Source organism: Antarctobacter albus (assembly GCF_900101505.1).
Taxonomy (GTDB): Bacteria; Pseudomonadota; Alphaproteobacteria; order Rhodobacterales; family Rhodobacteraceae; genus Antarctobacter; species Antarctobacter albus.
In genome coordinates this window covers 29,877-53,909 of sequence record NZ_FMZI01000009.1, presented here as the reverse complement: position 1 = coordinate 53,909, position 24,033 = coordinate 29,877, and the positions used below count along the sequence as shown (strand labels likewise).

Sequence of the window (24,033 nt, the reverse complement as noted above, 5' to 3'; positions counted from 1 at the left end):
TTTATGTGGCCCAAGACGGTCTGAAAAGCAATCCCGTGACAGCCGCACGGGCGTCACGTTGCCGTGCAACTGCGCCCCACGTGGCACACCAAGCGGTGAGAGGGATCACTCCTTGGGAACATCCGCGTTGCGCCCGGCCAGGATCACGCTGACCAGATAAGCGGATTGCGGGGTCATCCCGGCCATGATCGCGGCGGCGGCATCCGGGCGCATCCGGCCAAGGAAACCAGCGGCAAACTGGGGGTCCATCTCTTCGAACAGGGCTGCGGCCTGCTTGGGTTTCATGTTGGCGTAGACGTCGGTCAGCTTGTCGACATCGTCCGAGGCGGCGGTCCGTGCAAGGGCGAGGGTTTGCTTCAGGCTGGCCTCGGCCTCGGCCAGTGCCTGCATCTTGCGCTCGATTTCCTCTTCGGCGACGGCCAGCGCCTGCATGCGCACGTCGATGGCCGATTCGCGCTTGCGCAGGCGGGCCTCGCGGGCGTCGAGCGCCTCCAGCAGGGGTTTGATGTCGGCCTCTGCCACCACGCGCGGCGCAGGTTGCCCGGCAGTTGGCCGAGCCTTGGCCGCATCCGCCGCGAGGGCCGCCTCGAGCTGGGGTTTCGGGGCGGTATCGCCTTCGCGGGCAATCGCCTCGCTGGCGCCCACGGCCAGCCGCAACAGGCCGGATGTCACCAGCAGGGCGCAGATCGCCGCGAGGGCGCCACGCGGCTTGCGCTTGGGCGCCTTGCGCCCGGATCTTGCGGCGCCGGTGCGCGCGGAAACCTTGGCTTTGGCCATGTTCAACCCTCGTGTTGCGTGGCGATGCGGACGCTCAGTTGCGCGAGTGGCGCAGGAAAACCGGATCTTTCGCGTCCTGCTGTGGCGGCGCGCTGTTCTGCGGCAGGTCGTGCATCGAGGCCACCAGCAGTTCCAGCCTGCGGGCCACGTCTTCGGCCCTGTCGGTCAGCTCGCCCAGCGACTTGTTCGATTCGCCCGCGCTTTTCTGGGCGCTGCCCAGGGTCCTGGTCAGGTCGTCGACCTGCGCCGACAGTACCGCGACGGCGCCACCGACGCCGTTTTCCAGGTCGGTAAAGCGCGACAGCCGCCGCGCCAGGATAAAACAGTAGAAACCGGCGCCAAGGGCGCCCGCCACCAGCAGGATATCTGCAATCGCTTCCATTCCCATCTCCCTCAATTCAGGACAAATTCAAGCACGAGGAGGTCGCGCACACGGCCTTCGCCGGCCACCAGCTTGATCCGGCGCAGCATCTGGCCACGCAGCCGCACCAGGGCGCCCTGCGCCTCGATGTCCTGCGCTTCGAGCGCGCGCAGGTAGCTGTTGAGCACGTCCTGGATGCGCGGCAGGATCTTCTCGACCTCGCTCTTGTATTCCGACGGCACCTCAAGGCTGGCGCGAAAGCGCAGGTGGGTCGCCTGGGCGTTCGGCCCCAGCGAGATCAGCACCGGTGGCACCTCGACGAATGTGACGTCGGGCAGGGCCTTTGTCGCCACATGCGGTTCGCCGTGATCCGCCGAGGCGTGGCTGTCCGCCGCCTTGCCACCACCAAGGCCAAAGAGCCCCGACTGCACCGCGTAGAACCCGCCGCCGCCGCCAACAAGCGCCAGCACCAGGCCAATGATCAGCGGCAGCTTTGACGGCTTCTTGCCGGCAATCTCGTCTTCATCAACGGTGGCGTCAGACATTCTTTACCTCTTCGTCGGCGATGGGCTCGTTGTAACGAAAAGGGGCTAACTGATTGTTAAGGCGAATAGGGGAACCTCGGCACAACCGAACAGAATGTTTGGAGCGGAGGTCGGTCTTGAATCAGGTACTGTCGAGCTGGAATGCCCTTGCCGGGCGTCAACGCATGATCGTCATTGGCGCCACGGTGGTGGTGATGCTGGCGGTTCTCGGTCTGACGCGTCTGGCGTCGGCCCCCAACATGGCACTGCTTTATGCGGGGTTGGAAAACGATGCCGCCGGTGACGTGGTCAAGGCGCTTGAGGCCCGCGGAGTTCAGTATGACGTGCGGGCCGGGGCGATTTTCGTCCCCGAGGCAGAGCGCGACGCGCTGCGACTCACCCTTGCCAGCGAGGGGCTGCCAGCCAACAGCGGCCAGGGGTACGAACTGCTCGACGGTCTGTCCGGTTTCGGCACCACCAGCCAGATGTTCGACGCCGCCTACTGGCGCGCGAAGGAAGGCGAGCTGGCGCGCACGATCGTCTCGAATCCCCAGATCGCAAGCGCCCGCGTCCATATCGCGAACTCCAGCGCGAACCCCTTTCAGCGCGATGTCACGCCCACGGCCTCGATTTCCGTCACCACCACAGGCGCGGTTCTGAATGCGGCGCAGGCCCGGGCGCTGAAATTCCTTGTCGCCTCGGCCGTTCCCGGGCTTATCCCCGAGAATGTCGCCGTGATCGATGGCAAGGGCGGGTTGATCGGGGCCGAGGACAAGACCGGCGGCGGCGTGACCGCGGATGACCGGGCCGCCCTGCTGCGCGATCGCGTCCAGCGCCTGATGGAGGCCCGCGTCGGATCCGGCAACGCGGTGGTCGAGGTCAGCGTCGACACGGTGACGGAGCTGGAACTGATCCGTCAGCACAGCTTCGATCCCGACGGGCGCGTCATCGTCTCGACCGACACCGAGGAGCGCACCGACAAGTCGGAAAACCTGGGCGGTGGGGGCGATGTCACCGTGGCGTCGAATCTGCCCGATGGCGGCGCGGGCGGCGGTCCGGACCAGTCCTCTACCGCCAAGTCCGAAACGCGAGAGCGAATCAACTACGAGATTTCCGAGACCACGCGCGAGATCACCCGCCAGCCCGGCGCGATCAAGCGGCTGACCGTCGCTGTCCTGGTCAACGGCAGCTTTGAACCGGCCGCCGACGGCTCCCAGACATTTGTTCCCCTGCCTGACACCGAGTTGGAGGCGCTGCGCGACCTCGTGGCTTCGGCCGTGGGTTTCGACGAGACGCGCGGCGACCAGATCACCCTGCGGTCGATGCCGTTCGAACGTCCCGACGGCCTTGGCACCGGCCCGCTGGAACCGGGCCTGTTCTCGGGGTCTCTCGACATGATGCGGCTCATCCAGATGGGGGTCCTTGCCGTGGTGGCGCTGATCCTCGGGCTCTTTGTCCTGCGCCCGATCCTGTCGCGCGGTGGCGAGACGGTCACGGCCAGCGCCGGTGCGCTGCCCGCGCCGGGCCTGCCGGCCGAAGGTGAGGCGCTGGAAGGCGAGATCGAACCCGACGGCGGTTTCGACAACCTGCCCGTACTGGCGGACGGCCCGGATTTCGGTGGCATGGGCATGGTCGATTTCGATGCCCCGGCAGAAGAGGATCCCGTCGAACGCCTGCGCAACCTGATCGAGGCACGCAAGACCGAAACCGTTGAGATCCTGCGCAGCTGGCTTGAGGAAGACAAGGAAGACGCGACATGAGCGCGCTCGCGGAGTTGCTCGAGGACTTTGGCGCCAAGGCAAAGGCGGCGGGTCCCGCCGCGCAGCCGGAACCCTCCGAACCGCGGATCACCGAGGCCGAGATCGAGGGGCAGAAACTCGAGGCCTTCGAGAAAGGGTATCGCGCGGGCTGGGACGATGCGGTCAAGGCCCAGTCCGACGACCGCACGCGGATTTCCAGTGCCTTCGGTCAGCATCTCCAGGACCTGAGTTTCACCTATCACGAGGCCTATACCCAGGTGATGAACGCGGTGACGCCGCTGCTGGACGAGATGGTCCGCTCGCTCTTGCCGGAAATGGCCCGGCAGACACTGGGTCATCACATCGTCCAGCAACTTCAGGCCATGAGCCTCGAGATCGGACGGATGGACGTCGTGATCGCGGTACACCCCGATCGGGTCGAGGCGGTCGAGCCGCTGCTCGAACAGGACTTCGGATTTCCCATCTGCCTGACCCCGGACGATTCGCTGGCCGAGGAACAGGCCGACATCCGTTTTGGCGCAACCGAACGCCAGATCGACCTGAGCGACCTTGCCGCTTCGCTGGCCGAGGCCGTCGCGGGTTTTGCACATGACAACCAGAGGAAGATGAGACATGGATAGCGCGCAGACCGCCGCCCGCAGCGATCAGGGCAAGCCCTTTACCTCGGTCCCGATCGAGATCACGGTTTCCGTGGGCCGCGCCCGCCCGCTGGTGCGTGAACTCCTGCAACTGAACGAGGGCTCCGTGCTGACGCTGGACAAGCAGCTCGACGATCCGGTCGAGCTCTATGTCGGGGAAAAGCTGATCGCCATCGGTGTGCTTGAGGTTGTCGATGGCGATGGGTCCGGCCAGTTGGCGGTCCGCATCACCGAGGTGGTCGACCTGCAGTCGCCGGCCTGAGCGATGCGTATCCTTCTGCCGGTGCTGGCGCTTTGCCTGCTGTTGCCGGGCATGGCCGGCGCCCAGTCCATTGCCATCGACATGGGCGATGGCGGGTCGGTCACGGCGACCTCGATCCAGTTGATCGCGCTGATCACCCTGCTGAGCCTGGCGCCGGGCCTTGCCATCATGGTGACCTGCTTTCCCTTCATGGTGACGGTGCTGGCGATCCTGCGCCAGGCCGTGGGCCTGCAACAGTCGCCGCCCAACATGCTGATCGTCAGCCTGGCACTGTTCCTGACCTACTTCGTGATGGAGCCGGTCTTCAACGAGGCCTGGGAAACGGGCGTCCAGCCCTTGCTGGAGGAACAGATAGAGGTTGAGGAAGCCGCGGTTCTGGCAATCGAACCCTTTCGCGATTTCATGGCAGGCCGCGCCGATCCGGACACCTATCGCGCAATGGCCGACCTGCGTCCGGATGCGGTCGAGACCACCCTGTCGCCGGACGCGCCGCTATCGGTGCTGGTGCCCAGTTTCATGCTGTCCGAGGTGGCGCGGGCCTTTCAGGTGGGGTTCCTGATCTTCCTGCCGTTCCTGATCATCGACCTTGTCGTTGCCGCCGTGCTGATGTCGATGGGGATGATGATGGTTCCGCCGGCGATCGTGTCTTTGCCGTTCAAGCTGGCTTTCTTCGTCCTGGCGGATGGTTGGGCGCTGCTCGCCGGGAGCCTCGTGCGTGGATATTTTTAGGCAGCATTAAGGTTAACGCGGTTAAGGTTAATGCGGCAAAGGCCAGTGAAACAGTGGTGCTTTCACGGCTGGCGCGACGAGAGTGGGTCGAAAGCAAGGTGCAAGCGTAGGCAGGCGGCGGCGACACGGGCATGCGGGAACTCGTGGCAATGCTCGGCTGGCCGCAAGCCGGGCCCGGCCGCCGTTCCATCCTGTCCGAGCCGCAGGTCTATAGGACAAAAGGGCGACCGGGGGGCAGTCGAACCTGTGCCCGGGCGTCAGCCCCGGGCGATCTCGATCCGTGTCACTTGTCGATAAGGCTTGTCTGGCGACACCAGGATCGACCCGAATCCCGGCGTGTTGAGCGCATTCGGAAAAGCCTGTGCCTCCAGGCAGATGCCGGCGAAATTCCCATGTTCCACCCCCGGCCAGGGCGAGGCATGCGGTTTGAGGAAACCGCAGGTGTAGACTTGCAGCCCCGGTTGATCCGTCCAGAGCCGCAGGCGCATCCCGTCCGGAGACGTCAGTTCCGCGGCTGGTCCGTCCGTTCCGTCCAGGGCAAAGTTCAGGTCATAGCCCTCGCCGTCCGGATCGGCCTCGTCGATCCGCCTTGACTGTCGGTAGTCAAAACGCGTGCCATCGACGGCCGGTCGCTCTCCGGTGGGGATAAGGTCGGGGCCGGTCGGGGTATAGGTCGAGGCCGCAAGCCGCAGGGCATGGTCGCGCACCGTCCCCGACCCCATCAGGTTGAAATAGAGATGCTGGGCCAGGTTCACCGGGGTCACCCGGTCGGGCTTGGCCGTCATGTCCCAGGTCAGGGCCGCGCCCTCCAGCGACAGGCGGACCTCGAAATCGACGGCCCCGGGATAGCCCTGGTCAAGGTGCGGCGAATGCAGGCTCAGGCGCACCGCGCGCGGTCCTTCCGGCTCCATTTTCCAGTTCCGCTTGCCCAGGCCCATCGGCCCGCCGTGCAGGTGGTGCGGACCGTTGCCCAGGTCCAGCTGCCAGGTTTCGTCGTCGAGGGTAAAGCGGCCCTCTGCCGTGCGGTTCGCGACCCGGCCCACAACCAGCCCCATCGACCCCGGATTTTCGCGGTAAGCCTCGGGATCGTCATAGCCCAGCACGACGCGGCGCCCGGCCACCTGCCAATCCTGCACCGCGCAGCCCAGCGAAAGCACCGTGACCTGCGTGTCGCCATCGCTAAGCACATGGCTGGAAATCGGATCTGTCATCTTTGTCCTCCCCGTCACGGGGAAGCTATCAGGCGGTCGGGGGAGTTCCCAGCCCGGTCAATCCTCGTCGGTGATGTCCGCGTGCAGGTGCCGTTCGCCGCGCGCCGTTGCCAGGGCGATCTGTTTCTGCCGTTCGCGAAAGCGGGCCTTGTCCTCGTCCGAGGTTTCGTCGATGCAGAGGTGGCAGGACACGCCATGTTCGTATTCCGGGCGCGCGCGGTCCGTGGGCAGGATCGGGCGGCGGCAGGCGTGGCACAGGTCATGCGGGCCTTCGCGCAGCCCGTGTTCGACCGAGACCCGACCGTCGAAGACGAAACAGGCGCCTTGCCATGTGCTGTCCTCTTCGGGGATTTCCTCGAGGTATTTCAGGATGCCGCCCTTGAGGTGATAGACGTCCTCGATGCCCTGGCTCAGCAGGTAGTTCGTGGACTTCTCGCAGCGGATGCCGCCGGTGCAGAACATCGCGATGCGCTTGTTGTGAAAGCGGTCCTTGTTGGCCTCCCACCAGGCGGGAAAGTCGCGAAAGCTGTCGGTCTGCGGGTCCACGGCGCCCTCGAAGGTGCCGATGGCGACCTCGTAATCGTTGCGCGTGTCGATCACCGCCACGTCCGGCGACCGGATCAGCTCGTTCCACTCGGCGGGGTCGATGTAATGGCCGACGCGGGCGCGCGGATCGACGTCGGGCTGGCCCATGGTGACGATCTCTTTCTTCAGCCGCACCTTCATGCGGGCAAAGGGGCGCTCGGTGGCGGTGGAAAGTTTCCACTCCAGGTCGGCACAGCCGGGCAGGGCGCGGATATGCGTCAGCACCGCCTCGATCCCGGCGGCGGGCCCGGCCACGGTGCCGTTGATTCCCTCGTGGGCCAGCAGCAGCGTGCCGGTGATCTTCTGACTACGGCAGAGGTCCATCAACGGATCGCGTAGCGCGGCAGGATCTTCGAAGCGGGTGAAGTGATAAAGGGCGCAGACGGTGAACATGGGATGTCGATACGCAGGCAGAGAAGGGTCGTCCAGCGGCTATTCTGCCGCAATGGCCAGCCCGTGCACAACGGCGGTAAAGACCTCGCTGTCGACGGGTTTTGCGTTCGGCAGGGCGCGCGACATGGCGTTGCGGACGGCGCCCAGAAGGCTGGAGCCACCGACATAGACCACCTGGTCGACCTTGTCCGGCGCGCAATCCGCCATGCGCAACGTGTCCAGCGCGCAGTCGGCGATTTCATCGCGGTAGCCCGCCAGGGCCGCGGTCAGGGCCTCGGCCTTCAGCGATACGGAAAGCCCGCGTTCGACCACGCCCAATGCGATTTCGCCCGCCTCCGCGCCATTGGCTGCAATCTTTCCCGCCTCGACCGCATAGGCGATGTCATGGCCCAGGTGGGATTCCAGCACGTCGGCCAGGCGTTCGAAACCGCGTGGCTCCGGCGCAAGGCGGATCCATTTCTGGACCTCGCGCAATTGCCCGGCGTCGTAGACGAAGGGGATCTTTTCCCAGCTGGCGAGATCGTGGAACAGCGCGCGCGGCGCAGTATGCGTCTTGGCGCCCAGTTCGGCACCGATCTGCGCCCCGTAACCCAGAAGCGGCATGACGTGGCCAAGGCTCAGCGCCTTGTCGAAATCCGTCCCGCCCAACCGGATGCCGCCGCTGGCCAGAACGCGGGTCTGTCCGCCGTCGCGCTCGCAAAGCGTGAAATCCGATGTCCCGCCGCCTATGTCGACGATCAGCATCCGCCCGGTGCCGTCCACCGCCCGTGCGGCGGCCTCGGGCTCGGGCAGGAAATCGACCGACTTGAACCCGGCGAGGTGATAGGCCTCTGTCAGGTCGCCCAGGGCCTGGGCGTCGCGTTCGGCCGAGGCCGAATGGAAATGCACCGGGCGCCCGGAGAGGGCCGTGTCGAAGGTCATGCCGGTATGCGTCTCGGCCCGGCTGCGGATTTCGGACAGGAAGCGGGCGATGACCTCGATCAGGGTCAGTCGTTCGTTCAGCAAGCGGCGCGGTTCCCGCGCCAGCGGCGTGCCGAGGATGCTTTTCAGCGCGCGCATGAACCGGCCCTCTGCCCCGTCCATCATGGCGCGGGCGGCGCGGCTGCCGTAGAGGTATTCCCTGTCCGCGAAATCGACGAAGATCGCCGTGGGCAGCGTCTGTTCGCCCGGTTCCAGCGGGATCGCGTAGGGGCGTCCACCCGCCATGACGGCGGCCCCCGTGTTGGACGTGCCGAAATCCACGCCAAGCCGTGCCATGTCAGAATCTCCTGTCCGGAAGGGCGCCACGCCTACCAGTGCCCGCGCGGCATGGCAATTCCCGAACACGCTGCCTATGCTGCCCTCAAGACGCAAACGGGAGATGGCCCATGCACGCCTTGATCGTGATCGACGTTCAGAACGATTTCTGCCCCGGCGGGGCATTGGCGGTAGAGCGCGGGGACGAGATCGTGCAGCCGATCAACGCGCTGATGGCCGAGTTCGACGCCGTGGTGCTGACGCAGGACTGGCACCCGGCGGGGCATTCCTCCTTTTCCTCGACGCATGCGGGCAAGGCGCCCTTCGACATGGTCGAGATGCCCTACGGTCCGCAGGTCCTCTGGCCCGATCACTGCATCCAGGGCTCGCCCGGTGCCAATTTCCACACTGAGCTGGAGGTCGACCGCGCCGAGCTGATCATCCGCAAGGGCTTTCGCGCCGCGATCGACAGCTACTCGGCCTTTTTCGAGAACGACCACACGACCCCCACGGGGCTGGAGGGCTATTTGCGCACGCGGGGCATCGACAGGCTGACAATGGTCGGTCTGGCAACGGATTTCTGCGTGAATTTCTCTGCCGTGGACGCCGCGAAACTGGGGTTTGACGTGACCGTGCGGCAGGATCTGTGCCGCGGGATCGACCTTGACGGCTCGCTGCAGGCGGCGCTGGACGGGATGAAAGAGGCGGGTGTCACGCTTGCGTGAGGCCGCCGGTTCCGCTTTACCTGACCGCTGACGCGACGGAGGACGGGCATGGTCGACATTGCTACCCGGGTCTGGAACCACAAGTGGAAGATCGATCCGATCGTCCGCTCCCTGATCGACACGGATTTTTACAAGCTGCTGATGTGCCAGTCGGTGTTCCGCAACAAGCGCGACACCGAGGTGACATTCTCGCTCATCAACCGGTCGACGCATGTACCGCTGGCCGAACTGATCGACGAAGGCGAGTTGCGTGAACAGCTGGACCACATCCGGTCGCTCAGCCTTACCCGCGGCGAAAGCACCTGGATGCGCGGCAATACCTTCTACGGCAAGCGCCAGATGTTCACGCCAGAATTCATGGACTGGTTCGAGAACCTGCGCCTGCCGCCCTACCACCTGGAACGGGTGGGCGATCAGTACGAGCTGACATTCGAAGGCAAGTGGCCCGAGGTCATGCTGTGGGAAATCCCGGCGCTGGCGGTGCTGATGGAACTGCGCGGGCGCGCGGTGCTGCATGATATGGGGCGGTTCGAATTGCAGGTGCTTTATGCGCGGGCGATGACCAAGCTCTGGCAGAAGGTCGAACACCTGCGGCAGGTGCCGGATCTGCGGATCGCCGATTTCGGCACCCGGCGCCGGCATTCCTTCCTCTGGCAGGACTGGTGCGTGCAGGCCATGCTGGAAGGGCTGGGCCCCAGTTTCGTGGGGACGTCGAATTGCCTGATCGCCAAGAACCGCGACCTTGAGGCCATCGGCACCAATGCGCATGAACTGCCGATGGTCTATGCCGCCCTGGCCGGGGATGATGCCGAATTGGCGCGGGCGCCCTATGACGTGCTGGCCGACTGGCACGAGGAACACGAGGGCAACCTGCGCATCATCCTGCCCGATACCTACGGCACCGAGGGGTTCCTGAAGCGCGCGCCGGACTGGCTGGCGGGCTGGACGGGCATTCGCATCGACAGCGGTGATCCGGCGGCGGGGGCAGAGGCCGCCATCGACTGGTGGAAAAGCCGGGGTGAGGATCCGCGCAGCAAGCTGATCATCTTCTCGGACGGCCTGGACGAGACCAAGATCCTGGAACTTTTCAAACAGTTTACGGGGCGTGTCCGCGTCTCTTTCGGCTGGGGGACGCTTTTGACAAATGATTTCCGGGGACTTGTCGAGGACGACCGCCTGTCGCCCTTCAGCCTGGTCTGCAAGGCGGTCAGCGCCGAGGGCAAGCCGACGGTGAAACTGTCGGACAACCCCAACAAGGCAATGGGCCCGGCGGATGAAATCGCGCGTTACAAGCGTGTCTTTGGCGTCGGCGAACAGGAAGCGATGGAGGTCGTCGTCTGACATCCGTGGCCATGACGGCCGCGGGAGGGATTGAGAGCAGTTACTTTCTGGCCGGCCAGGGACCGGCCCCGTTCCACAGGGGTTTGCCTCGATGAAATACCGCCCGGAGGTCGACGGCTTGCGCGCCGTCGCCGTGTTGCCGGTGATCCTCTACCACGCCGGGTCCGAGGTCTTTTCGGGGGGCTTCGTCGGCGTCGACGTGTTCTTTGTCATCAGCGGCTATCTCATCACCGGTCTTTTGCTGGAGGACATGGACGGGGGACGATTCTCGCTCTGGCGGTTCTACGAACGCCGGGCGCGGCGCATCCTGCCGGCGCTGATCGCGGTGATCCTGCCCTGCCTCGTGCTGGGCTGGTTCGTCATGCTGCCCGACCCCTACGAGAACCTGGGACAGAGCGTTGTCGCGACCCTGGTCTTTGGCAACAACCTGCTGGTCTACCTGACCAGCGGATATTGGGGCCCGGTCGGAGAATTCCGGCCCTTGCTGCACACCTGGAGCCTGGGGGTCGAAGAGCAATTCTACGTCGTGGCGCCCTTGGTGCTGTTCGCGGTGTGGCGGGTCGCGCGGGGCTATCTGCTGCAGACGGTACTGCTGCTCTGGGGCATCAGCCTTGCCCGCAACCTGTCGCTGACCTGGACGGACTGGGACTATGCGTTCCTGATGATCGACACCCGGGCCTGGCAATTGCTGACCGGCGCGGCGGTGCTGCTGGCAGAGCGGCGCGGCTGGTTGGCTGGCAATGGCTGGCTGGCCTGCGCCGGGCTGGTGGCCATCGGCGTTTCGGTTTTCGGGTTCAGCGTCGACGTCCCCTATCCGGGCTACGCGGCCTTGCTGCCAACCCTCGGCGCGGCGGCGGTGATCGGGTTCTCGGGCGCCGGTTCTCCGGTTGGGCGGCTGCTGTCTCTGGCGCCCCTGGTCGGGATCGGCCTCATTTCCTACAGCCTGTACCTCTGGCACCAGCCGGTCTTTGCCTTCACGCGCATCCTCAGCCACACGGAACCGCCGCTGATGCTGCTGGTCGCGCTGCTCGGTCCTGTCTTTGTGCTGGCCTGGCTGTCCTGGCGCTTTGTCGAGACACCGTTCCGCGACCGCTCGCGTGTGCCGGTGCCCATTCTGTGGCGGACGCTTGGCGGTGCATCGGTTCTGCTGTTGGGGGTGGGCCTTGCCACCTACCAGTTCAAGGGGTTTCCCGCCCGCATGGTCGACCTCGCGCGATTTGAACCGGCCGATGTCTACCGGGCCTACAACACGCGCATCTTCGGCTACCGGGTGCATGAGTTCGAAGACAACAACCGCCCCGACGTCCTGGTGATCGGCAACAGCCAGGCGCGGGACTTCATCAATATCCTGATCGAGGGCGGCTATGGCGACAGCGCCGACATCGTCTATCGCGACGACTATTTCCTCTGCGACCCCGACCGGCAGTCCGCCGAAACCGCGGATCTGTTGAGGCGCGCAGACGGAGTGATCTTTGTCACCTACTGGCTGACAGAAGCATGCTGGGACAGGGTCGCGGCGTCCGGTCTTCCAGAGCGGCCCGGCATCCTGTTCGTCGGGCCGAAGGTCTTTGGATACAACCTGAACGTCTTTGGACGTGTCCCGCCACAGGACCGACCGCAAGCGCGGGTCCAGGTCCTGCCCGAAACCGTGGATTGGAACGACTGGCTGCGCACGAAGATCCCCGAACCGATCTACCTGGACATCCTCCGCAGCTTTTCGAAGGACGGAAAGACACTGCCGGTCTTCGACGCGAACGGGACGTTCCTGTCAGGCGACCGCACCCATGTGACCCGCGCGGGCGCGGTGTTCATGGCGGGGCCCTTGCTGGACACGCCGCAATGGCGGCGGTTCCGCGATGCGGTGGGCTGGCTCCCGGACTAGGCGGCGCCCGTCACAACCCCCCGGCCTGCCGCAAGGCGCGCGGCAGGTCGCCCTCGACCCGGAACAAACGCCCCGAGGAGATGTTGGAGAGTTCGGCAAGCTGCCCCGCGTCCGCATCCCCGAAGGCGACAACCTGGATCGGAACATCCTTGGTAAAGGCAGTCTGATCCCGGTAGGCGAGCAACGAAATGCGGCTTTCCGTGTCGGACGGTCCGGCGGCGAGGACCACGATCCTGGGCTGGTAGTCGGTGATCGCACCGTCCACGGCATAGGGGCTGATGGCCTCGAAAGCCTCGTAGACGGCGTAATACATGTCCAGACCACCCGTGGCTTGCAGGTCGCTGAACTGTCGCAGGGCGGACTGGACCGCTGCCGCGTCGTCGCCCTCGATCACCATCGGATCAAGGATGTTGTTGTTGTAGGGAATGACGATGCTCACGTCCTGCGGGCTTGGCTGCAGCAGCCCGGTCATCGCGTCTTTCAGGTCGGTGATGGGTTGTCCGTTCATGGCGCTGGAGACATCCAGCACCCAGACTGTCAGAGAGGGTTTGCGCAACTCCGTGTCATAGAGCGCCAGCGCTTCGGAGATCACGGAGGCCTCGGGCCGGGGCATTGGGACGATGGCACGTGCGGGGTCGATGCCCCAGCCCGGGTTCCAGATGGATGAGTCCAGATCGTCCGCTGACGCAGTCAGCGGTTCGGCGACCGACCCGGCCCGCCAGCCCAGTCCCGACAGGATGATCCGCGAGTCCTTGGTCCCGAGAAAGGCCTGTAGCTCGAGGAACTTGGCTTCCTTGTCCTCGTCGCCATCGGTCAACATGCCCAGCGGGGCCTCCAGCACGGGCTGCGCTCCGGGCAGGTAGAGCACTTGCAGCGGTTCGATCCCCTTGGCCGCCAGTTGCCGGTTGGCAGCGATGACCTGCGCCTCGCTTGCAAACAGCGCGTCGAAGGCGTCGTCATTCGCCACAAGTGTCTCTGTCAGCGGGCCCGAACCGCCGGAGGTTCGGCTCATCCGGTCCAGCAGGGCGCGCATCTCGTCGCGCAGGGCCTCGTCTGCCAGGTGTTCTTCCGTCAGCACGTCCCCGGTGCCCGAGAGTGTGTGCCACATACCCAGGTAGGTCGCGACGCCTGCGCCGGATTGCGTGGCCGAAGGCATGGCAAGGCGGAACTTGCCCTCACCGGCGGCCTCCGCGATCTCCTGCAGGGTCACGTCGGCTCGCCCGGTCCACCCCAGGGCTGTTGCCGTCGAGTTACGAAGGGCCAGAACGACGGGGGAATGATGGACGGGCGCGGCATAGTGGACGCCACCACTGTCGCCAAGCGTCAGCCACAGCGAATCCGCCGGCCAGACGGCGTCGTATTCGGCAACCGACCCTTCGGACAGGTTGCGCGCGATCTCGGCGGAACCGCGATAGGTAAAGCTCAGCTCGGCATTGTTGTCGTCGGCCCAGTCCACCAGGGCGGGCTCAAGGGCGCGGTGCGTCGGATCGGCCAGGACATGCAGCGCGATACGCGGGGCGAAGGCGCCGAAATAGATCAGCAAGAGAACGACCAACAGCGCGTTCAGGGCGAGGAATATGGCAAACAGCGTCCGCATGAATTGGATCCGTGAAAACTTCTGACCGCATCGTATCCTGCGGGGCGTGGAATGGAACCCGTTTGTGCCTTTTCTAAGCAGGGGCACGGCGCTATGCACGGGGGGCTTTTGGAGGTGAGAATGACAGCGATCAAGCCGCAGCCCGGGATCATGGACATCGCGCTTTACGTGGGGGGCAAATCCCACGTCGAGGGTGTGACCAACGTGGTCAAGCTGAGCTCGAACGAGAATCCGTTCGGGCCAAGCCCTGCCGCGCAGGAGGCCGTCAAACGGTCCGTTCACGAGTTGCATCGCTATCCGTCCACCGACCATCGCGGCCTGCGCGAGGCGATCGGAGAGATGCACGGTGTCGACCCGGACCGGGTGATCTGCGGCGTGGGCAGCGACGAGATCATCACCTTTCTCTGCCAGGCCTATTCGGGGCCGGGCACAGAGGTTGTCTATACCGAACACGGCTTTGCCATGTACCGCATCAGCGCGCTGGCCGCCGGGGCGACCCCGGTCGAGGTCAAGGAGCGTGAGCGGGTCACGGATGTCGACGCGATCCTTGCCGGCTGTACCGACAAGGCGCGGCTGGTCTTCATCGCCAACCCCAACAACCCGACCGGCACGATGATCGGCCTGGCCGAGATCGAGCGCCTGGCCGAAGGACTGCCCGAGCAATGCCTCCTGGTGCTGGACGGCGCCTACGCGGAATATGTCGAAGGCTATGACGGCGGCGCCAAGCTGGTCGAGCACCGCGACAACGTGGTGATGACCCGGACGTTTTCGAAACTCTACGGACTGGGCGGTCTGCGCGTCGGCTGGGGCTATGGTCCGAAAGATGTCATCGATGTGCTGAACCGCGTCCGCGGACCGTTCAACCTGTCAGGCACCGCGCTGGCGGCCGCCGAGGCGGCGGTGCGCGACACCGCCTATGTCGAGAAGTGCCGGTCCGAGAACACCCGCCTGCGGACCTGGCTGGCCGAGGCCTTGGCCGAACACGGCGTGCCCAGCGACACCTCGACGGCGAACTTCGTTCTGGCACGATTTGCTGACCAGGCCGAGGCCGAGGCCTGTGATCTGTACCTGCAGAGCCAGGGACTGATCGTGCGGCGGGTGGGCGGCTACAACCTGCCCAACTGCCTGCGGATCACGGTGGGCGACGAACCGTCGTGCCGGCGGGTCGCGCATAACATCGGTTTGTTCAAGGCAGGTGCGCGATGACGGTGATCTACGAACGCGTGGCGCTGATCGGCCTGGGGCTGATCGCCTCGTCGATGTTCTGGGCGATGAAACGCGGCGGCGTGGCAGGTCATGTGACCGGATACGCCCGTTCGGCGGAGACGCGCGAGACGGCCCGCCGCATCGGACTATGTGACGAGGTCTGCGACAGCCTGGTCGACGCGGTCCGGGATGCCGATCTTGTCGTGCTGGCAACGCCGGTGGGCGTCATGGGCCGGGTGGCCGAGGAGATCGCCCCGCACCTGAAACCGGGCGCCACGGTGATCGACGTCGGCTCGGTCAAAAGGACGGTGATCGAAGAGGTCGGCCCGCATATCCCCGAGGGTGTGCATTTCGTGCCCTGTCACCCGATGGCCGGGACCGAACATTCCGGGCCCGAGGCCGGGTTTTCCACGCTCTTCGACAACCGCTGGTGCCTGATCGTTCCGGTCGAGGGGTCCGACCCTGCAGAAGTGGAGCGGATGCAGGCCTATTGGCAGGCGCTGGGGTCGAACACCGAGGTGATGGACGCCGAACACCACGACCTTGTCTGTGCCGTGGTCAGCCATATTCCGCACCTGATCGCCTATACGATGGTGGGCGTGGCCGACGATCTGCGCCGTGTGTCGGACCAGGAGGTCATCAAGTTCTCGGCCGCCGGTTTCCGCGATTTCACCCGGATTGCCGCCAGCGATCCGACCATGTGGCGCGACGTCTTCCTGACCAACAAGGATGCCACGATCGAGATCCTGGGACGCTTTACCGAGGAATTGATGGCCCTTCAGCGGGCCATCCGCACCGGCGACGGTGAGCAGCTTCACGCCTATTTCACCCATACGCGGGCCATCCGCCGTGGCATTCTGGAGGCCGGTCAGGATACTGATAAACCGGACTTTGGCCGCGTGAAGGTGGAACGGTGAAACGACTGACCCTCGGGCTTTGCTGTCTTGTCATCCTTGGATCCTGCGGTGTGCGCGAACGCGTCGGCAATGGGCTGGACGGTGTGCGCGGCGCCCTTGGCAATGCCTTCGCCAGCAGCGACGGGCGCGGGCTGTGTGGCGATCCCTCTCTGCAGGGCGAGGTCGTGGGCAGGGTTCCGGGCAAGCTGAACGGCTGCGGCATACAGGACGCGGTGCGTTTGCGCACGGTGGGCAACGTCCGGCTGAGCCAGGCGGCGCTGATCGACTGCCCGACGGCGCGGGCGCTGGAGGTCTGGGTGCGTGAAACCGCCAAGCCGGCTGTCGGACGGCGCGGCGGCGGGCTTTCGGGTCTGAAGGTCGCGGCGCATTATTCCTGCCGGACCCGGAACAACCAGCCCGGTGCGCCGATTTCCGAACACGGGCGCGGCAAGGCGATCGACATCTCGGCGGTGCTGCTCAAGGACGGGTCCGCGATCACGGTCGAGGATGGCTGGCGCAAGCGGCGGGACGGCAGGGCGCTGCGCCGGATGCACAAGGACGCCTGCGGAGTCTTCGGCACGGTCCTTGGGCCGGGATCGGACGGCTACCACGAGGACCACTTCCACTTTGACACCCGGCGACATGGCAACGGCGCCTACTGCCGCTGAGGTTCTTCCGGACCGGAGGAGGATGGGTCGATGACCCATCCTACGGGCCTGACCAGAGACGCCCGAAATCAAGTACACGGGGGTATGGCGGCAACGTCCCACCGGGGGACGCTGCCAAGGGACGTCTAGTGCCGGGGTTCTTCCGGTGTTTCCGGGGCGGCATCGTCCTGAACGGGTTCCGCGGCCTCCGGGGCGATCGGCGTAACCGCCTTGGAGCCCATCAGCCCGTCGATGGTGCCGTCCATCGTCATGCCCAGTTCCTCGCCCAGCTTTTTGAGCGCCGGCATCTGCACGGCCATGCCCATGATCGAATCCAGCGCCTGGTTCACCGGGGCCTTGCCCTCGGATGACCCGGTACCGCCGTTGCCCCCGGCACCGTTCAGGCCGGAAACCTGGTGGATGCGGATCGAGTCGATCTTCTCGGCGGGCTTGACGGCCTCGGCGAGCATGCGCGGCAGGGCCTCGATCCGGGCCAGGTCGACGCGCATGGCAACCAGCGCATCCGACAGGGCGTTTTCGGCATCGTTCAGGGCGCGCGTACCTTCGGCCTGGGCCAGCATGTCCAGCTTGCGGGCCTCGGCGGTGGTGGTGATCGCGTCGGCCTCGGCCTGGGCTTCTTCGCGGCGGGCGGCGGCACGGTCGGCGGCGGCATCCTTTTCCGCCTGGGCGGACAGGCGGATGGCGGTGGCTTCGCGCTCTGCCTCGCGGGCGGCCTCGATCAGGGCAATCTGCTTGATCCGCTCGGCCTCGGCCACTTCCTTGGCGGTGGTCACCGCCTCCATCGCCTTGGTTGCCTCGGCGCGGGCAAGGTCGGCGCTGGCGCGGGCGCGGCTTTCTTCCTCGGATTTCTGCGCGATGATGATCTGGCGTTCCTGTTCGGCGACCTCCAGTTCGCGCTCCTTGGTGATCTCGGCCTCGCGAATCTTGCGTTCGCGCGCGATTTCCGATGTGCGGACGGCTTCCTCACGGGCGATGCGCGACCGTTCGGTCTCGCGCTTCGAATCCTCGGCACGGGCGGCGATCTCGGCTTCCTGGGCGGCCTTCATCGTTTCGATGCGCTGCATCTGTTCGATGCGGGCCTGTTCCTCGTCCTGCTCGATCGACAGCTTGTGGCGCGCGGCCTCCATCTCGGCCCGGCGGACGGCAACGTCGGCCTCGGCCTCGATGTTGGCGCGTTCCTTGCGCGAGGTTGAAATCACCTCGGCGAGGCGGCGCATCCCGACGGCGTTGAAGGCGTTGTTCTCATCCAGCGCCTCGAAGGGAGTCTGGTCCAGCGCGGTCAGGGACACGGACTCGAGCGACAGGCCGTTCTTGGTCAGGTCCTCGGAGACGGTATTCTGCACTTCCTGCACGAAATCGGCGCGGTTCTCATGCAGGCTGTCCATCGTCATCTGGGCGGCCACGGCGCGCAGGCCGTCGATCAGCTTGCCCTCGATCATCTCGCGCAGTTGTTCGATGTCGAAGGTGCGGTCGCCCAGTGTCTGTGCGGCGCGGGCAACGCCTTCCACGGTGGGCGAGACGGAGACGTAGAATTCCACACCCACGTCGACGCGCATCCGGTCCTGGGTGATCAGCGCGGCCTCGCCGTCGCGTTTCACCTCGAGGCGCAGGGTTTTCATGTTGACGGGAAAGACCTCGTGCAGCAGCGGGACGACGAGCGTGCCGCCGTCCATCACCACCTTCTTGCCGCCGGCACCGGTGCGGACCAGGCTGACTTCGCGGGTGGCGCGGCGGTAGAGGCGGGCCAGCACCAGCATGATGAGCACGAGAAGGGCCAGAAAGCCCACGACGATAATGGCAATGAGTAGCAAGGTGTCCATTTTTGTCCCCTAAAGGTTGGAAATAAATCAGGAAAGTGCGACCAGCAGGTAGCCTTTCTCATATCGGTGGCGCAGCACCATGACCTCTGTCCCTTGTGGGATCGTCGCATCGTCGCGCAGCGGCTCGGCCCGCAGGTAGTGGATATTGCCGTAGCGGTCAGTGACCTTGACTTCGGCCGGGCGGCCGCGTGCGGCGGTCCCCTGGGTCACGATCCCCGTGCGGCGGCCAAGGTGACGTTCCGACAACGCCTCTGTTTCCGTCCTGGGCAGGAGGCGGGCAAAGAGCGCGCCGAACTGGCGGGCAAACCAGATAGCCGCCGCACCGGCCGGCAGGGCCACCAGCCAGGACGGGAGCGGGCCGCCAAGGAGATTGTCGGCCACGGTCTGGATGACCAGCCCGGTCAGGCCAAAGGCCAGCAGGATCGCCGCCAGCCAGATCAGCGCCGGCATCTTGCCGAAGCCCAGCCAGGCGGCCACGCTGCCCGCACCGTCGGGGGCTCCATTCGGCATGTCGGCGTTCAGGTCGGGCACGTCCATGTCCAGGTCCGGCTCTGCCAGTTCCAGGTCGGCGATGTCGATGTCCGTCCCGTCCAGGCCCAGGTCGATCTCCATGTCGCCGAGGTCGGGCATGTCGATATCAAGGTCCGGTCCATCGACGTCCAGCCCGTCCGCGCCCGAACCCAGAAGTGTCCCGCCCAACAGGCCAAAGACCACCTCAAGCACCAAGAGGCCGAAGAGCAATGCCAGGGCGAGGATGAACGGGAACATCCCGTCAGACAGAAGAAGATCGAACATGCCTAATCCGAAATTTTGTATACTAAGGTATACTGAGCATATGGGAACCTCACGAACCCGTTACAAGTATGTGCACAATAAACCGGCAGCGCTGCAACAGGTTGATGACAGCAATCGGAAAATGCACCGGCCAAAGCAAGTCTGGAAAGCCCGACCCGGCCTGTGACCGCTGACTGGCGCCGCAGTCAGCAGCTGCCGATCCGCTGCGTCCAGTGGGCAACGTCTTCGGGTTCAAGCTCCAGCCGGACGCGGGGGACGGAATCGTCGGGCAGGTGCAGGGTCACGCCGCCAGAGCTTGGCAACACGGTGGCCCCGGTCAGGAAGCACGCGGAGCCATTTGTCCCCATCGACCTGACAAGTCCAGGCCCACGGGTGCTTGCGATCAGCGCCGCCTGGCCAGAGCGGCACAGCGTCACGCCGGTCACCGCGACGTCGGGAAACGCGCGCAACCAGACCCGGCCCGCCGCCTCTGCCGTGGTGAACCGGCGGGCGCGCGAAACGCCGGTGACCTGCATCACCACGGCAGTTCCCGCGACGCCCAGCGCAACCAATGTGACGAGACCAGGCAGCGGCATGGATCCTCCTTGACGCGTCAGTTTGCATGCCTCGCGTGCGCAGACAAAACCGACCGGGCGTCACCTTGCCCGTGATCCTGCGCCGTGTGACGGGGAAACGGGATGGACTGTTCCCGTGGTTCAATTTGAAGAGGTTCGGCCCGACGGGAGTGGACGATACGGCAAAACGCGTGGGCGACGTTTGCGAGCGGACATCCCACCGTGTCGTTTTTGAATCTTTTGCCGTTCTCGATTCGAGCTGCGCAAGGCAGGCTGACGGGGCCAAATGTGGCGGAATTTGCACGCTGTCAGGAAACAACGCCGAAATCAGAGGCGGACTGTCACGCCGTCCGGGGGCATTTTATGGAAAATAGGCAGAAAGAGTTGCTCCGCGCCCCGGTTTTGCCCATTTTCAACCTTGTCGGTGGGGGCCGGCGACCCGGAGCAAACGAACGTGGCAATGACGTTTTCAGCCTTTTGCCTGATGGGCCTTGTGGCCCTGGCGTTGCAGTCCCGCCCGACGCGGGAACTCGCACTGCAGGCCGTTCGGGCAGCGGTCAAACGGCCCCCGACCGGCACGAGGCTTTAGGCCCGACCAGAATTCTCTCTCACTCTCTCTCTCCGTAAAAACCCCGTTCAGCCGCCGCTGGACGGGGTTTTTCCTTGTCGGGAGTCAGCTATCGCCGCCAATCAACGCGGCCAGCACGGCGCGCGCCTCGTCAGAGGCCCAGTCCGCATCCCCGGTCAGCCGCGCGATCTCTTGCCCTTCGGGGTTCAGGATCACCGTCACCGGCAGGCCCAGCACACCCATCTGCCGCGCCAGCATCGAGCGGGGATCGCGGTGCAGTGGCAGGTTGTCGACACCGATCTCATCGAAGAACGCCTTCATCTTGGCGGGCGGATTGCGCGAGGTGGCGATGGTCACGACCTCGAAATTCTCGCCGCCAAGGTCCTCCTGCAAGGCCGAAAGCATCGGCATTTCCTTGCGGCAGGGGGCGCACCAGGTCGCCCAGAAGTTCACGACGACCCATTTTCCCTGCCAGTCGGACAGGTTCAGCGGCTGTTCGTCGAAGGTCATGAAATCCACGTCGCCCGCGTCCTTGGGTGCGGAATGGAACACCAGCTTGCGCATGTCGCCCCCTGCCGCGGCCTTGGCGGCCTCGACATCGGCAAAGGCCGGATTTGCAAGCACCAGTGCAGCGGTATACAGAGCCGCAAGCGTGAGACGTATCATAAGACCTCCGAAGGACAGTGCATGTCTGACAAGACCTCGAACCAGATGTGGGGCGGCCGCTTTGCCGCCGGGCCCGATGCCATCATGGAAGCAATTAACGCCTCCATCGGCTTCGACAAGCGGTTGGCGGCGCAGGACATCGCCGGTTCGCGAGCCCATGCCGCCATGCTTGCGGCGCAGGGCATCATCACTGATAGCGATGCAAAGGCGATCCGGGAAGGTTTGCTCACGGTCTTGTCAGAGATCGAAAGCGGCGATTTCACCTTTTCGACCGCGCTGGAAGACATTCACATGAATGTCGAGGCGCGGCTGAAAGAGGTGATCGGCGAACCGGCGGGGCGTCTGCACACGGGCCGAAGCCGGAATGACCAGGTGGCGACGGACTTTCGCCTCTGGGTGCGCGATCAGCTGGACGCCGCCGAAAGCGGGCTGCTGGCCCTGATCCGGGCGCTGCTGGGGCAGGCGGAACAGGGCGCCGACTGGGTCATGCCGGGCTTTACCCACCTGCAGACGGCGCAGCCGGTGACCTGGGGCCACCACATGATGGCCTATGTCGAGATGTTCGGGCGCGATCTGTCCCGCGTGCGCGACGCCCGCGCCCGGATGAACGAATCGCCCCTTGGTGCTGCGGCGCTGGCCGGCACCGGGTTCCCGATCGACCGGCACATGACGGCCGAGGCGCTGGGCTTTGACCGTCCGATGGGCAACTCTTTGGATGCCGTTTCGGCGCGGGATTTCGCGCTGGAGTTTCTCTCGGTCGCCTCGATCAGCGCCATGCACCTCAGCCGCTTTGCCGAGGAGCTGGTGATCTGGTCCTCTGCCCAGTTCCGCTTTGTCACCCTGTCGGACCGGTTCAGCACCGGGTCCAGCATCATGCCGCAGAAGAAAAACCCCGATGCGGCAGAGCTGATCCGCGCCAAGATCGGGCGTATCTTCGGCGCCAATGTCGCGCTGATGATGGTGATGAAGGGCCTGCCCTTGGCCTATTCCAAGGACATGCAGGAGGACAAGGAGCAGGTCTTCGACGCTGCCGACAACTGGATGCTGGCGCTGGCGGCGATGGAGGGCATGGTGCGCGACATGAGCGCCAACACCCCCGCGCTGGAGGCGGCGGCGGCGCATGGTTTCTCGACCGCGACCGACCTGGCCGACTGGCTGGTGCGCGAGACCGGCCTGCCCTTCCGCGATGCGCACCATGTTACCGGCAGCCTGGTCGCCAAGGCGGAGGCAAAAGGATGCGACCTGCCAGACCTCTCGCTGGAGGAGATGCAGGAGGTGCATGGGAATATCGACGCATCGGTCTATGATGTTCTTGGCGTGCACAACTCGGTCCGGTCCCGGATGAGCTATGGCGGAACGGCGCCTCAGCGTGTGCGCGAACAGATCGCGACCTGGAAGGAGCGTTTGGCATGAGACTCCTCGCATTTCTCGGACTGGTGGCGTTGGCGGCCTGCGGCGCCGACGGCGAACCCGAACCGCCCGATGGCAAGCCCGCGAGCCCGGGGCTTGGTGTCTCGATCACCGGCAAGGCCGAGGTGGGGATCACGGGCTGATGCTGCGGTGGCTTTGGCTGGCGCTGGCGATTTGGGGCGCCGTGCACCCGATGTACTACTTTGTGACCTTTCTGGCCGCGAACGGCTGGGACCTGGGGGTCATGATCGACGCCTGGTTCGTGAATGACAGCACGCGCGGGTTGACCTGGGACCTGACCATCACCGCCATCGTCCTGACGATCTGGGTGCTGGCCGAGGTGTCTGTCCGCCGCAACTGGCAAGCGCTGTTGGCGATCCCGGCGACCTTCTGCATCGGGGTCAGTTGCGGCTTGCCTCTCTACCTGTATTTCCGGTCGAAACCGGTGTGAGGAACGGCGGGGTAAACCCCGCCCTACGCCTCAGGTCTTCAGCCAGTTTGCAAACGCCGTCTTGTAGTCCGAATGCCAGCGCGACAGCGGTGCGCGGTTCTCGGTGATGTCCTGCGCCGCCCAGAGGATGCGCTTGACGTCGGTTGCCCTGTCCACGTCGTTGTCCGGGCAGAGAATGTAGAAATCCTCGCGTCCAAGCGCCTCCAGCAGGAAATCCACCACCTGTTCCGGTGTCCAGGCGTCGTCCGGCTTTTCGGTCCGGCCGCGCGCGGTGAGCGGCGTGTAGACGAAGCCCGGAATGAACAGGCGCGCCTCGGTCTGGCAGCTCTCCATGTTGCGCAGCTCGTGCTGCAGCGCCTCGGTGAATGCCTTCACACCCGACTTGGACACGTTATAGGCCGGATCGCCTGGCGGTGTGGTGATCCCCTGTTTCGAGCCGGTGTTCACGATCAGCCCCGGTTTGCCAGCCGCCGCCATGTCCGGCGCAAAGACTTGGCTGGACCGGATGATTCCCCAGAGGTTTACGCCCAGGATCTGGTCCCAGTTGCCTTCGATGTCGAAGATCGAACTGCCCGGCTGAATACCTGCGTTGTTCATCAAGAGGTCGACAGGGCCCAGCATCTCCTCGACCTTGGCCTTGAGCCGGCGCAACTGGATGATGTCGGACACGTCCGTTTCCATGCCAAGGGCCGCGCCGGTCTCTGTCACCGCCTTTTCCAGCATCTCGCCGCGCAGGTCGGCGATGCAGACGCGCATGTCCATCTCGACCAGGCGCCGTGCCATCTCGCGCCCGATGCCGGAGGCCCCGCCGGTGATGACTGCCACATTCCCCGGTTTGATGGTCTGATGCATGGTTTTGCTCCCTCTGGCATTTGGTTGGCAGAGTAGAGTGCCGGGCGCGGTTTGTGCAATCGGCGATGGGGGCGCTGCCCCCGTCTCCCTTTGGTCGACTCCCCCGGAGTATTTTTGCCAAGAAGA

General features: G+C 65.2%; 25 protein-coding genes. 13 read left to right on the top strand and 12 right to left on the bottom strand.

The genetic code is table 11. The features are described 5' to 3' along the window. Nucleotides 1-105: 105 nt before the first annotated feature. The 3 genes from BLQ71_RS16285 to BLQ71_RS16275 are packed head-to-tail and all read right to left on the bottom strand — an operon-like array spanning nt 106 to nt 1,683. Nucleotides 106-777 (bottom strand): MotE family protein, encoded by a 672-nt coding sequence (locus BLQ71_RS16285; RefSeq protein ID WP_074622471.1) that lies wholly within the window; start codon nt 775-777, stop codon nt 106-108. Between the two features lie 34 nt (nt 778-811). Then, nucleotides 812-1,159 (bottom strand): hypothetical protein, encoded by a 348-nt coding sequence (locus BLQ71_RS16280; RefSeq protein WP_043143043.1) that lies wholly within the window; start codon nt 1,157-1,159, stop codon nt 812-814. Between the two features lie 11 nt (nt 1,160-1,170). Next, entirely contained in the window at nt 1,171-1,683 is a 513-nt protein-coding gene (locus tag BLQ71_RS16275) for a flagellar basal body-associated FliL family protein (RefSeq protein ID WP_074622470.1), read from the bottom strand. A gap of 116 nt (nt 1,684-1,799) precedes the next feature. Between BLQ71_RS16275 and fliF the strand changes: the two genes are divergently transcribed. Genes fliF through fliP form a run of 4 tightly spaced genes read left to right on the top strand, consistent with a single transcriptional unit; the run spans nt 1,800 to nt 5,051 of the window. Further along, complete coding sequence (gene fliF, locus BLQ71_RS16270; protein ID WP_043143047.1) at nt 1,800-3,422, top strand: flagellar basal-body MS-ring/collar protein FliF; 1,623 nt, start codon at nt 1,800-1,802, stop codon at nt 3,420-3,422. Further along, nucleotides 3,419-4,042 (top strand): FliH/SctL family protein, encoded by a 624-nt coding sequence (locus tag BLQ71_RS16265; RefSeq protein WP_074622469.1) that lies wholly within the window; start codon nt 3,419-3,421, stop codon nt 4,040-4,042. The genes fliF and BLQ71_RS16265 overlap by 4 nt, the downstream gene beginning before the upstream one ends. Then, entirely contained in the window at nt 4,035-4,322 is a 288-nt protein-coding gene (locus BLQ71_RS16260; protein WP_074622468.1) for a FliM/FliN family flagellar motor switch protein, read from the top strand. Before BLQ71_RS16265 ends, BLQ71_RS16260 begins: the two co-directional genes overlap by 8 nt. 3 nt (nt 4,323-4,325) lie before the next feature. Next, a complete protein-coding gene (gene fliP, locus BLQ71_RS16255; RefSeq protein WP_043143050.1) occupies nt 4,326-5,051 on the top strand; it encodes a flagellar type III secretion system pore protein FliP in 726 nt (241 codons plus the stop codon). A 257-nt stretch (nt 5,052-5,308) separates the two neighbouring features. Here the strand turns inward: fliP and BLQ71_RS16250 are convergent, their stop codons facing one another. The 3 genes from BLQ71_RS16250 to BLQ71_RS16240 are packed head-to-tail and all read right to left on the bottom strand — an operon-like array spanning nt 5,309 to nt 8,497. Continuing rightward, nucleotides 5,309-6,262, bottom strand: coding sequence for an aldose epimerase family protein (locus BLQ71_RS16250; RefSeq protein ID WP_074622467.1), 954 nt, complete (start codon nt 6,260-6,262; stop codon nt 5,309-5,311). Nucleotides 6,263-6,319: 57 nt separating this feature from the next. Next, nucleotides 6,320-7,240 carry an oxygen-dependent tRNA uridine(34) hydroxylase TrhO gene (gene trhO, locus BLQ71_RS16245; RefSeq protein WP_074622466.1) on the bottom strand — a complete coding sequence of 307 codons (921 nt, stop codon included), beginning with the start codon at nt 7,238-7,240 and terminating at the stop codon, nt 6,320-6,322. Between the two features lie 39 nt (nt 7,241-7,279). Continuing rightward, the gene (locus BLQ71_RS16240) at nt 7,280-8,497 is read right to left on the bottom strand and encodes an Hsp70 family protein (protein WP_074622465.1); all 1,218 of its coding nucleotides are present in this window, start codon (nt 8,495-8,497) and stop codon (nt 7,280-7,282) included. A 110-nt stretch (nt 8,498-8,607) separates the two neighbouring features. Here BLQ71_RS16240 and pncA point away from each other — a divergent pair, with 110 nt between their 5' ends. From pncA to BLQ71_RS16225, 3 genes are all read left to right on the top strand, one after another. Then, nucleotides 8,608-9,201, top strand: a complete 594-nt coding sequence (gene pncA / locus BLQ71_RS16235; protein ID WP_074622464.1) for a bifunctional nicotinamidase/pyrazinamidase — start codon at nt 8,608-8,610, stop codon at nt 9,199-9,201. Between the two features lie 48 nt (nt 9,202-9,249). Continuing rightward, nucleotides 9,250-10,542: a nicotinate phosphoribosyltransferase gene (gene pncB / locus BLQ71_RS16230; protein ID WP_069211231.1), complete on the top strand. Its 1,293-nt coding sequence runs from the start codon at nt 9,250-9,252 to the stop codon at nt 10,540-10,542. A 91-nt stretch (nt 10,543-10,633) separates the two neighbouring features. Next, the gene (locus tag BLQ71_RS16225) at nt 10,634-12,424 is read left to right on the top strand and encodes an acyltransferase family protein (protein WP_074622463.1); all 1,791 of its coding nucleotides are present in this window, start codon (nt 10,634-10,636) and stop codon (nt 12,422-12,424) included. A 10-nt stretch (nt 12,425-12,434) separates the two neighbouring features. Here the strand turns inward: BLQ71_RS16225 and BLQ71_RS16220 are convergent, their stop codons facing one another. After that, on the bottom strand, nt 12,435-14,021 hold the full coding sequence (locus BLQ71_RS16220; protein WP_074622462.1) for a substrate-binding domain-containing protein: 1,587 nt from the start codon (nt 14,019-14,021) through the stop codon (nt 12,435-12,437). Between the two features lie 120 nt (nt 14,022-14,141). Here BLQ71_RS16220 and hisC point away from each other — a divergent pair, with 120 nt between their 5' ends. From hisC to BLQ71_RS16205, 3 genes are read left to right on the top strand one after another with little or no spacing between them, the layout of a single operon-like run. Continuing rightward, nucleotides 14,142-15,227, top strand: coding sequence for a histidinol-phosphate transaminase (gene hisC, locus BLQ71_RS16215; RefSeq protein WP_074622568.1), 1,086 nt, complete (start codon nt 14,142-14,144; stop codon nt 15,225-15,227). Next, entirely contained in the window at nt 15,224-16,144 is a 921-nt protein-coding gene (locus tag BLQ71_RS16210) for a prephenate/arogenate dehydrogenase family protein (RefSeq protein WP_074622461.1), read from the top strand. Before hisC ends, BLQ71_RS16210 begins: the two co-directional genes overlap by 4 nt. Continuing rightward, entirely contained in the window at nt 16,141-16,791 is a 651-nt protein-coding gene (locus tag BLQ71_RS16205; RefSeq protein ID WP_052244541.1) for an extensin-like domain-containing protein, read from the top strand. Before BLQ71_RS16210 ends, BLQ71_RS16205 begins: the two co-directional genes overlap by 4 nt. Before the next feature lie 125 nt (nt 16,792-16,916). Here BLQ71_RS16205 and BLQ71_RS16200 read toward each other — a convergent pair whose 3' ends face one another. The 4 genes from BLQ71_RS16200 to BLQ71_RS16185 form a co-directional block, all read right to left on the bottom strand. After that, complete coding sequence (locus BLQ71_RS16200; RefSeq protein WP_074622460.1) at nt 16,917-18,611, bottom strand: flotillin family protein; 1,695 nt, start codon at nt 18,609-18,611, stop codon at nt 16,917-16,919. A gap of 27 nt (nt 18,612-18,638) precedes the next feature. Beyond that, nucleotides 18,639-19,406: an OB-fold-containig protein gene (locus BLQ71_RS16195; protein ID WP_074622459.1), complete on the bottom strand. Its 768-nt coding sequence runs from the start codon at nt 19,404-19,406 to the stop codon at nt 18,639-18,641. A 185-nt stretch (nt 19,407-19,591) separates the two neighbouring features. Next, entirely contained in the window at nt 19,592-19,981 is a 390-nt protein-coding gene (locus BLQ71_RS16190) for a hypothetical protein (protein ID WP_074622458.1), read from the bottom strand. Nucleotides 19,982-20,633: 652 nt separating this feature from the next. After that, on the bottom strand, nt 20,634-21,194 hold the full coding sequence (locus tag BLQ71_RS16185) for a TlpA family protein disulfide reductase (protein WP_074622457.1): 561 nt from the start codon (nt 21,192-21,194) through the stop codon (nt 20,634-20,636). A gap of 21 nt (nt 21,195-21,215) precedes the next feature. On the opposite strand from BLQ71_RS16185, the gene argH reads away from it, so the two are divergent. The 3 genes from argH to BLQ71_RS16175 are packed head-to-tail and all read left to right on the top strand — an operon-like array spanning nt 21,216 to nt 23,055. Then, a complete protein-coding gene (argH, locus tag BLQ71_RS16180) occupies nt 21,216-22,607 on the top strand; it encodes an argininosuccinate lyase (RefSeq protein ID WP_074622456.1) in 1,392 nt (463 codons plus the stop codon). Then, nucleotides 22,604-22,747 (top strand): argininosuccinate lyase, encoded by a 144-nt coding sequence (locus tag BLQ71_RS26060; RefSeq protein WP_088702354.1) that lies wholly within the window; start codon nt 22,604-22,606, stop codon nt 22,745-22,747. Before argH ends, BLQ71_RS26060 begins: the two co-directional genes overlap by 4 nt. Beyond that, a complete protein-coding gene (locus tag BLQ71_RS16175; protein ID WP_069211239.1) occupies nt 22,747-23,055 on the top strand; it encodes a DUF2834 domain-containing protein in 309 nt (102 codons plus the stop codon). The genes BLQ71_RS26060 and BLQ71_RS16175 overlap by 1 nt, the downstream gene beginning before the upstream one ends. A gap of 30 nt (nt 23,056-23,085) precedes the next feature. Here the strand turns inward: BLQ71_RS16175 and BLQ71_RS16170 are convergent, their stop codons facing one another. After that, nucleotides 23,086-23,907 (bottom strand): SDR family NAD(P)-dependent oxidoreductase, encoded by an 822-nt coding sequence (locus BLQ71_RS16170; RefSeq protein WP_074622455.1) that lies wholly within the window; start codon nt 23,905-23,907, stop codon nt 23,086-23,088. Nucleotides 23,908-24,033 lie beyond the last annotated feature (126 nt).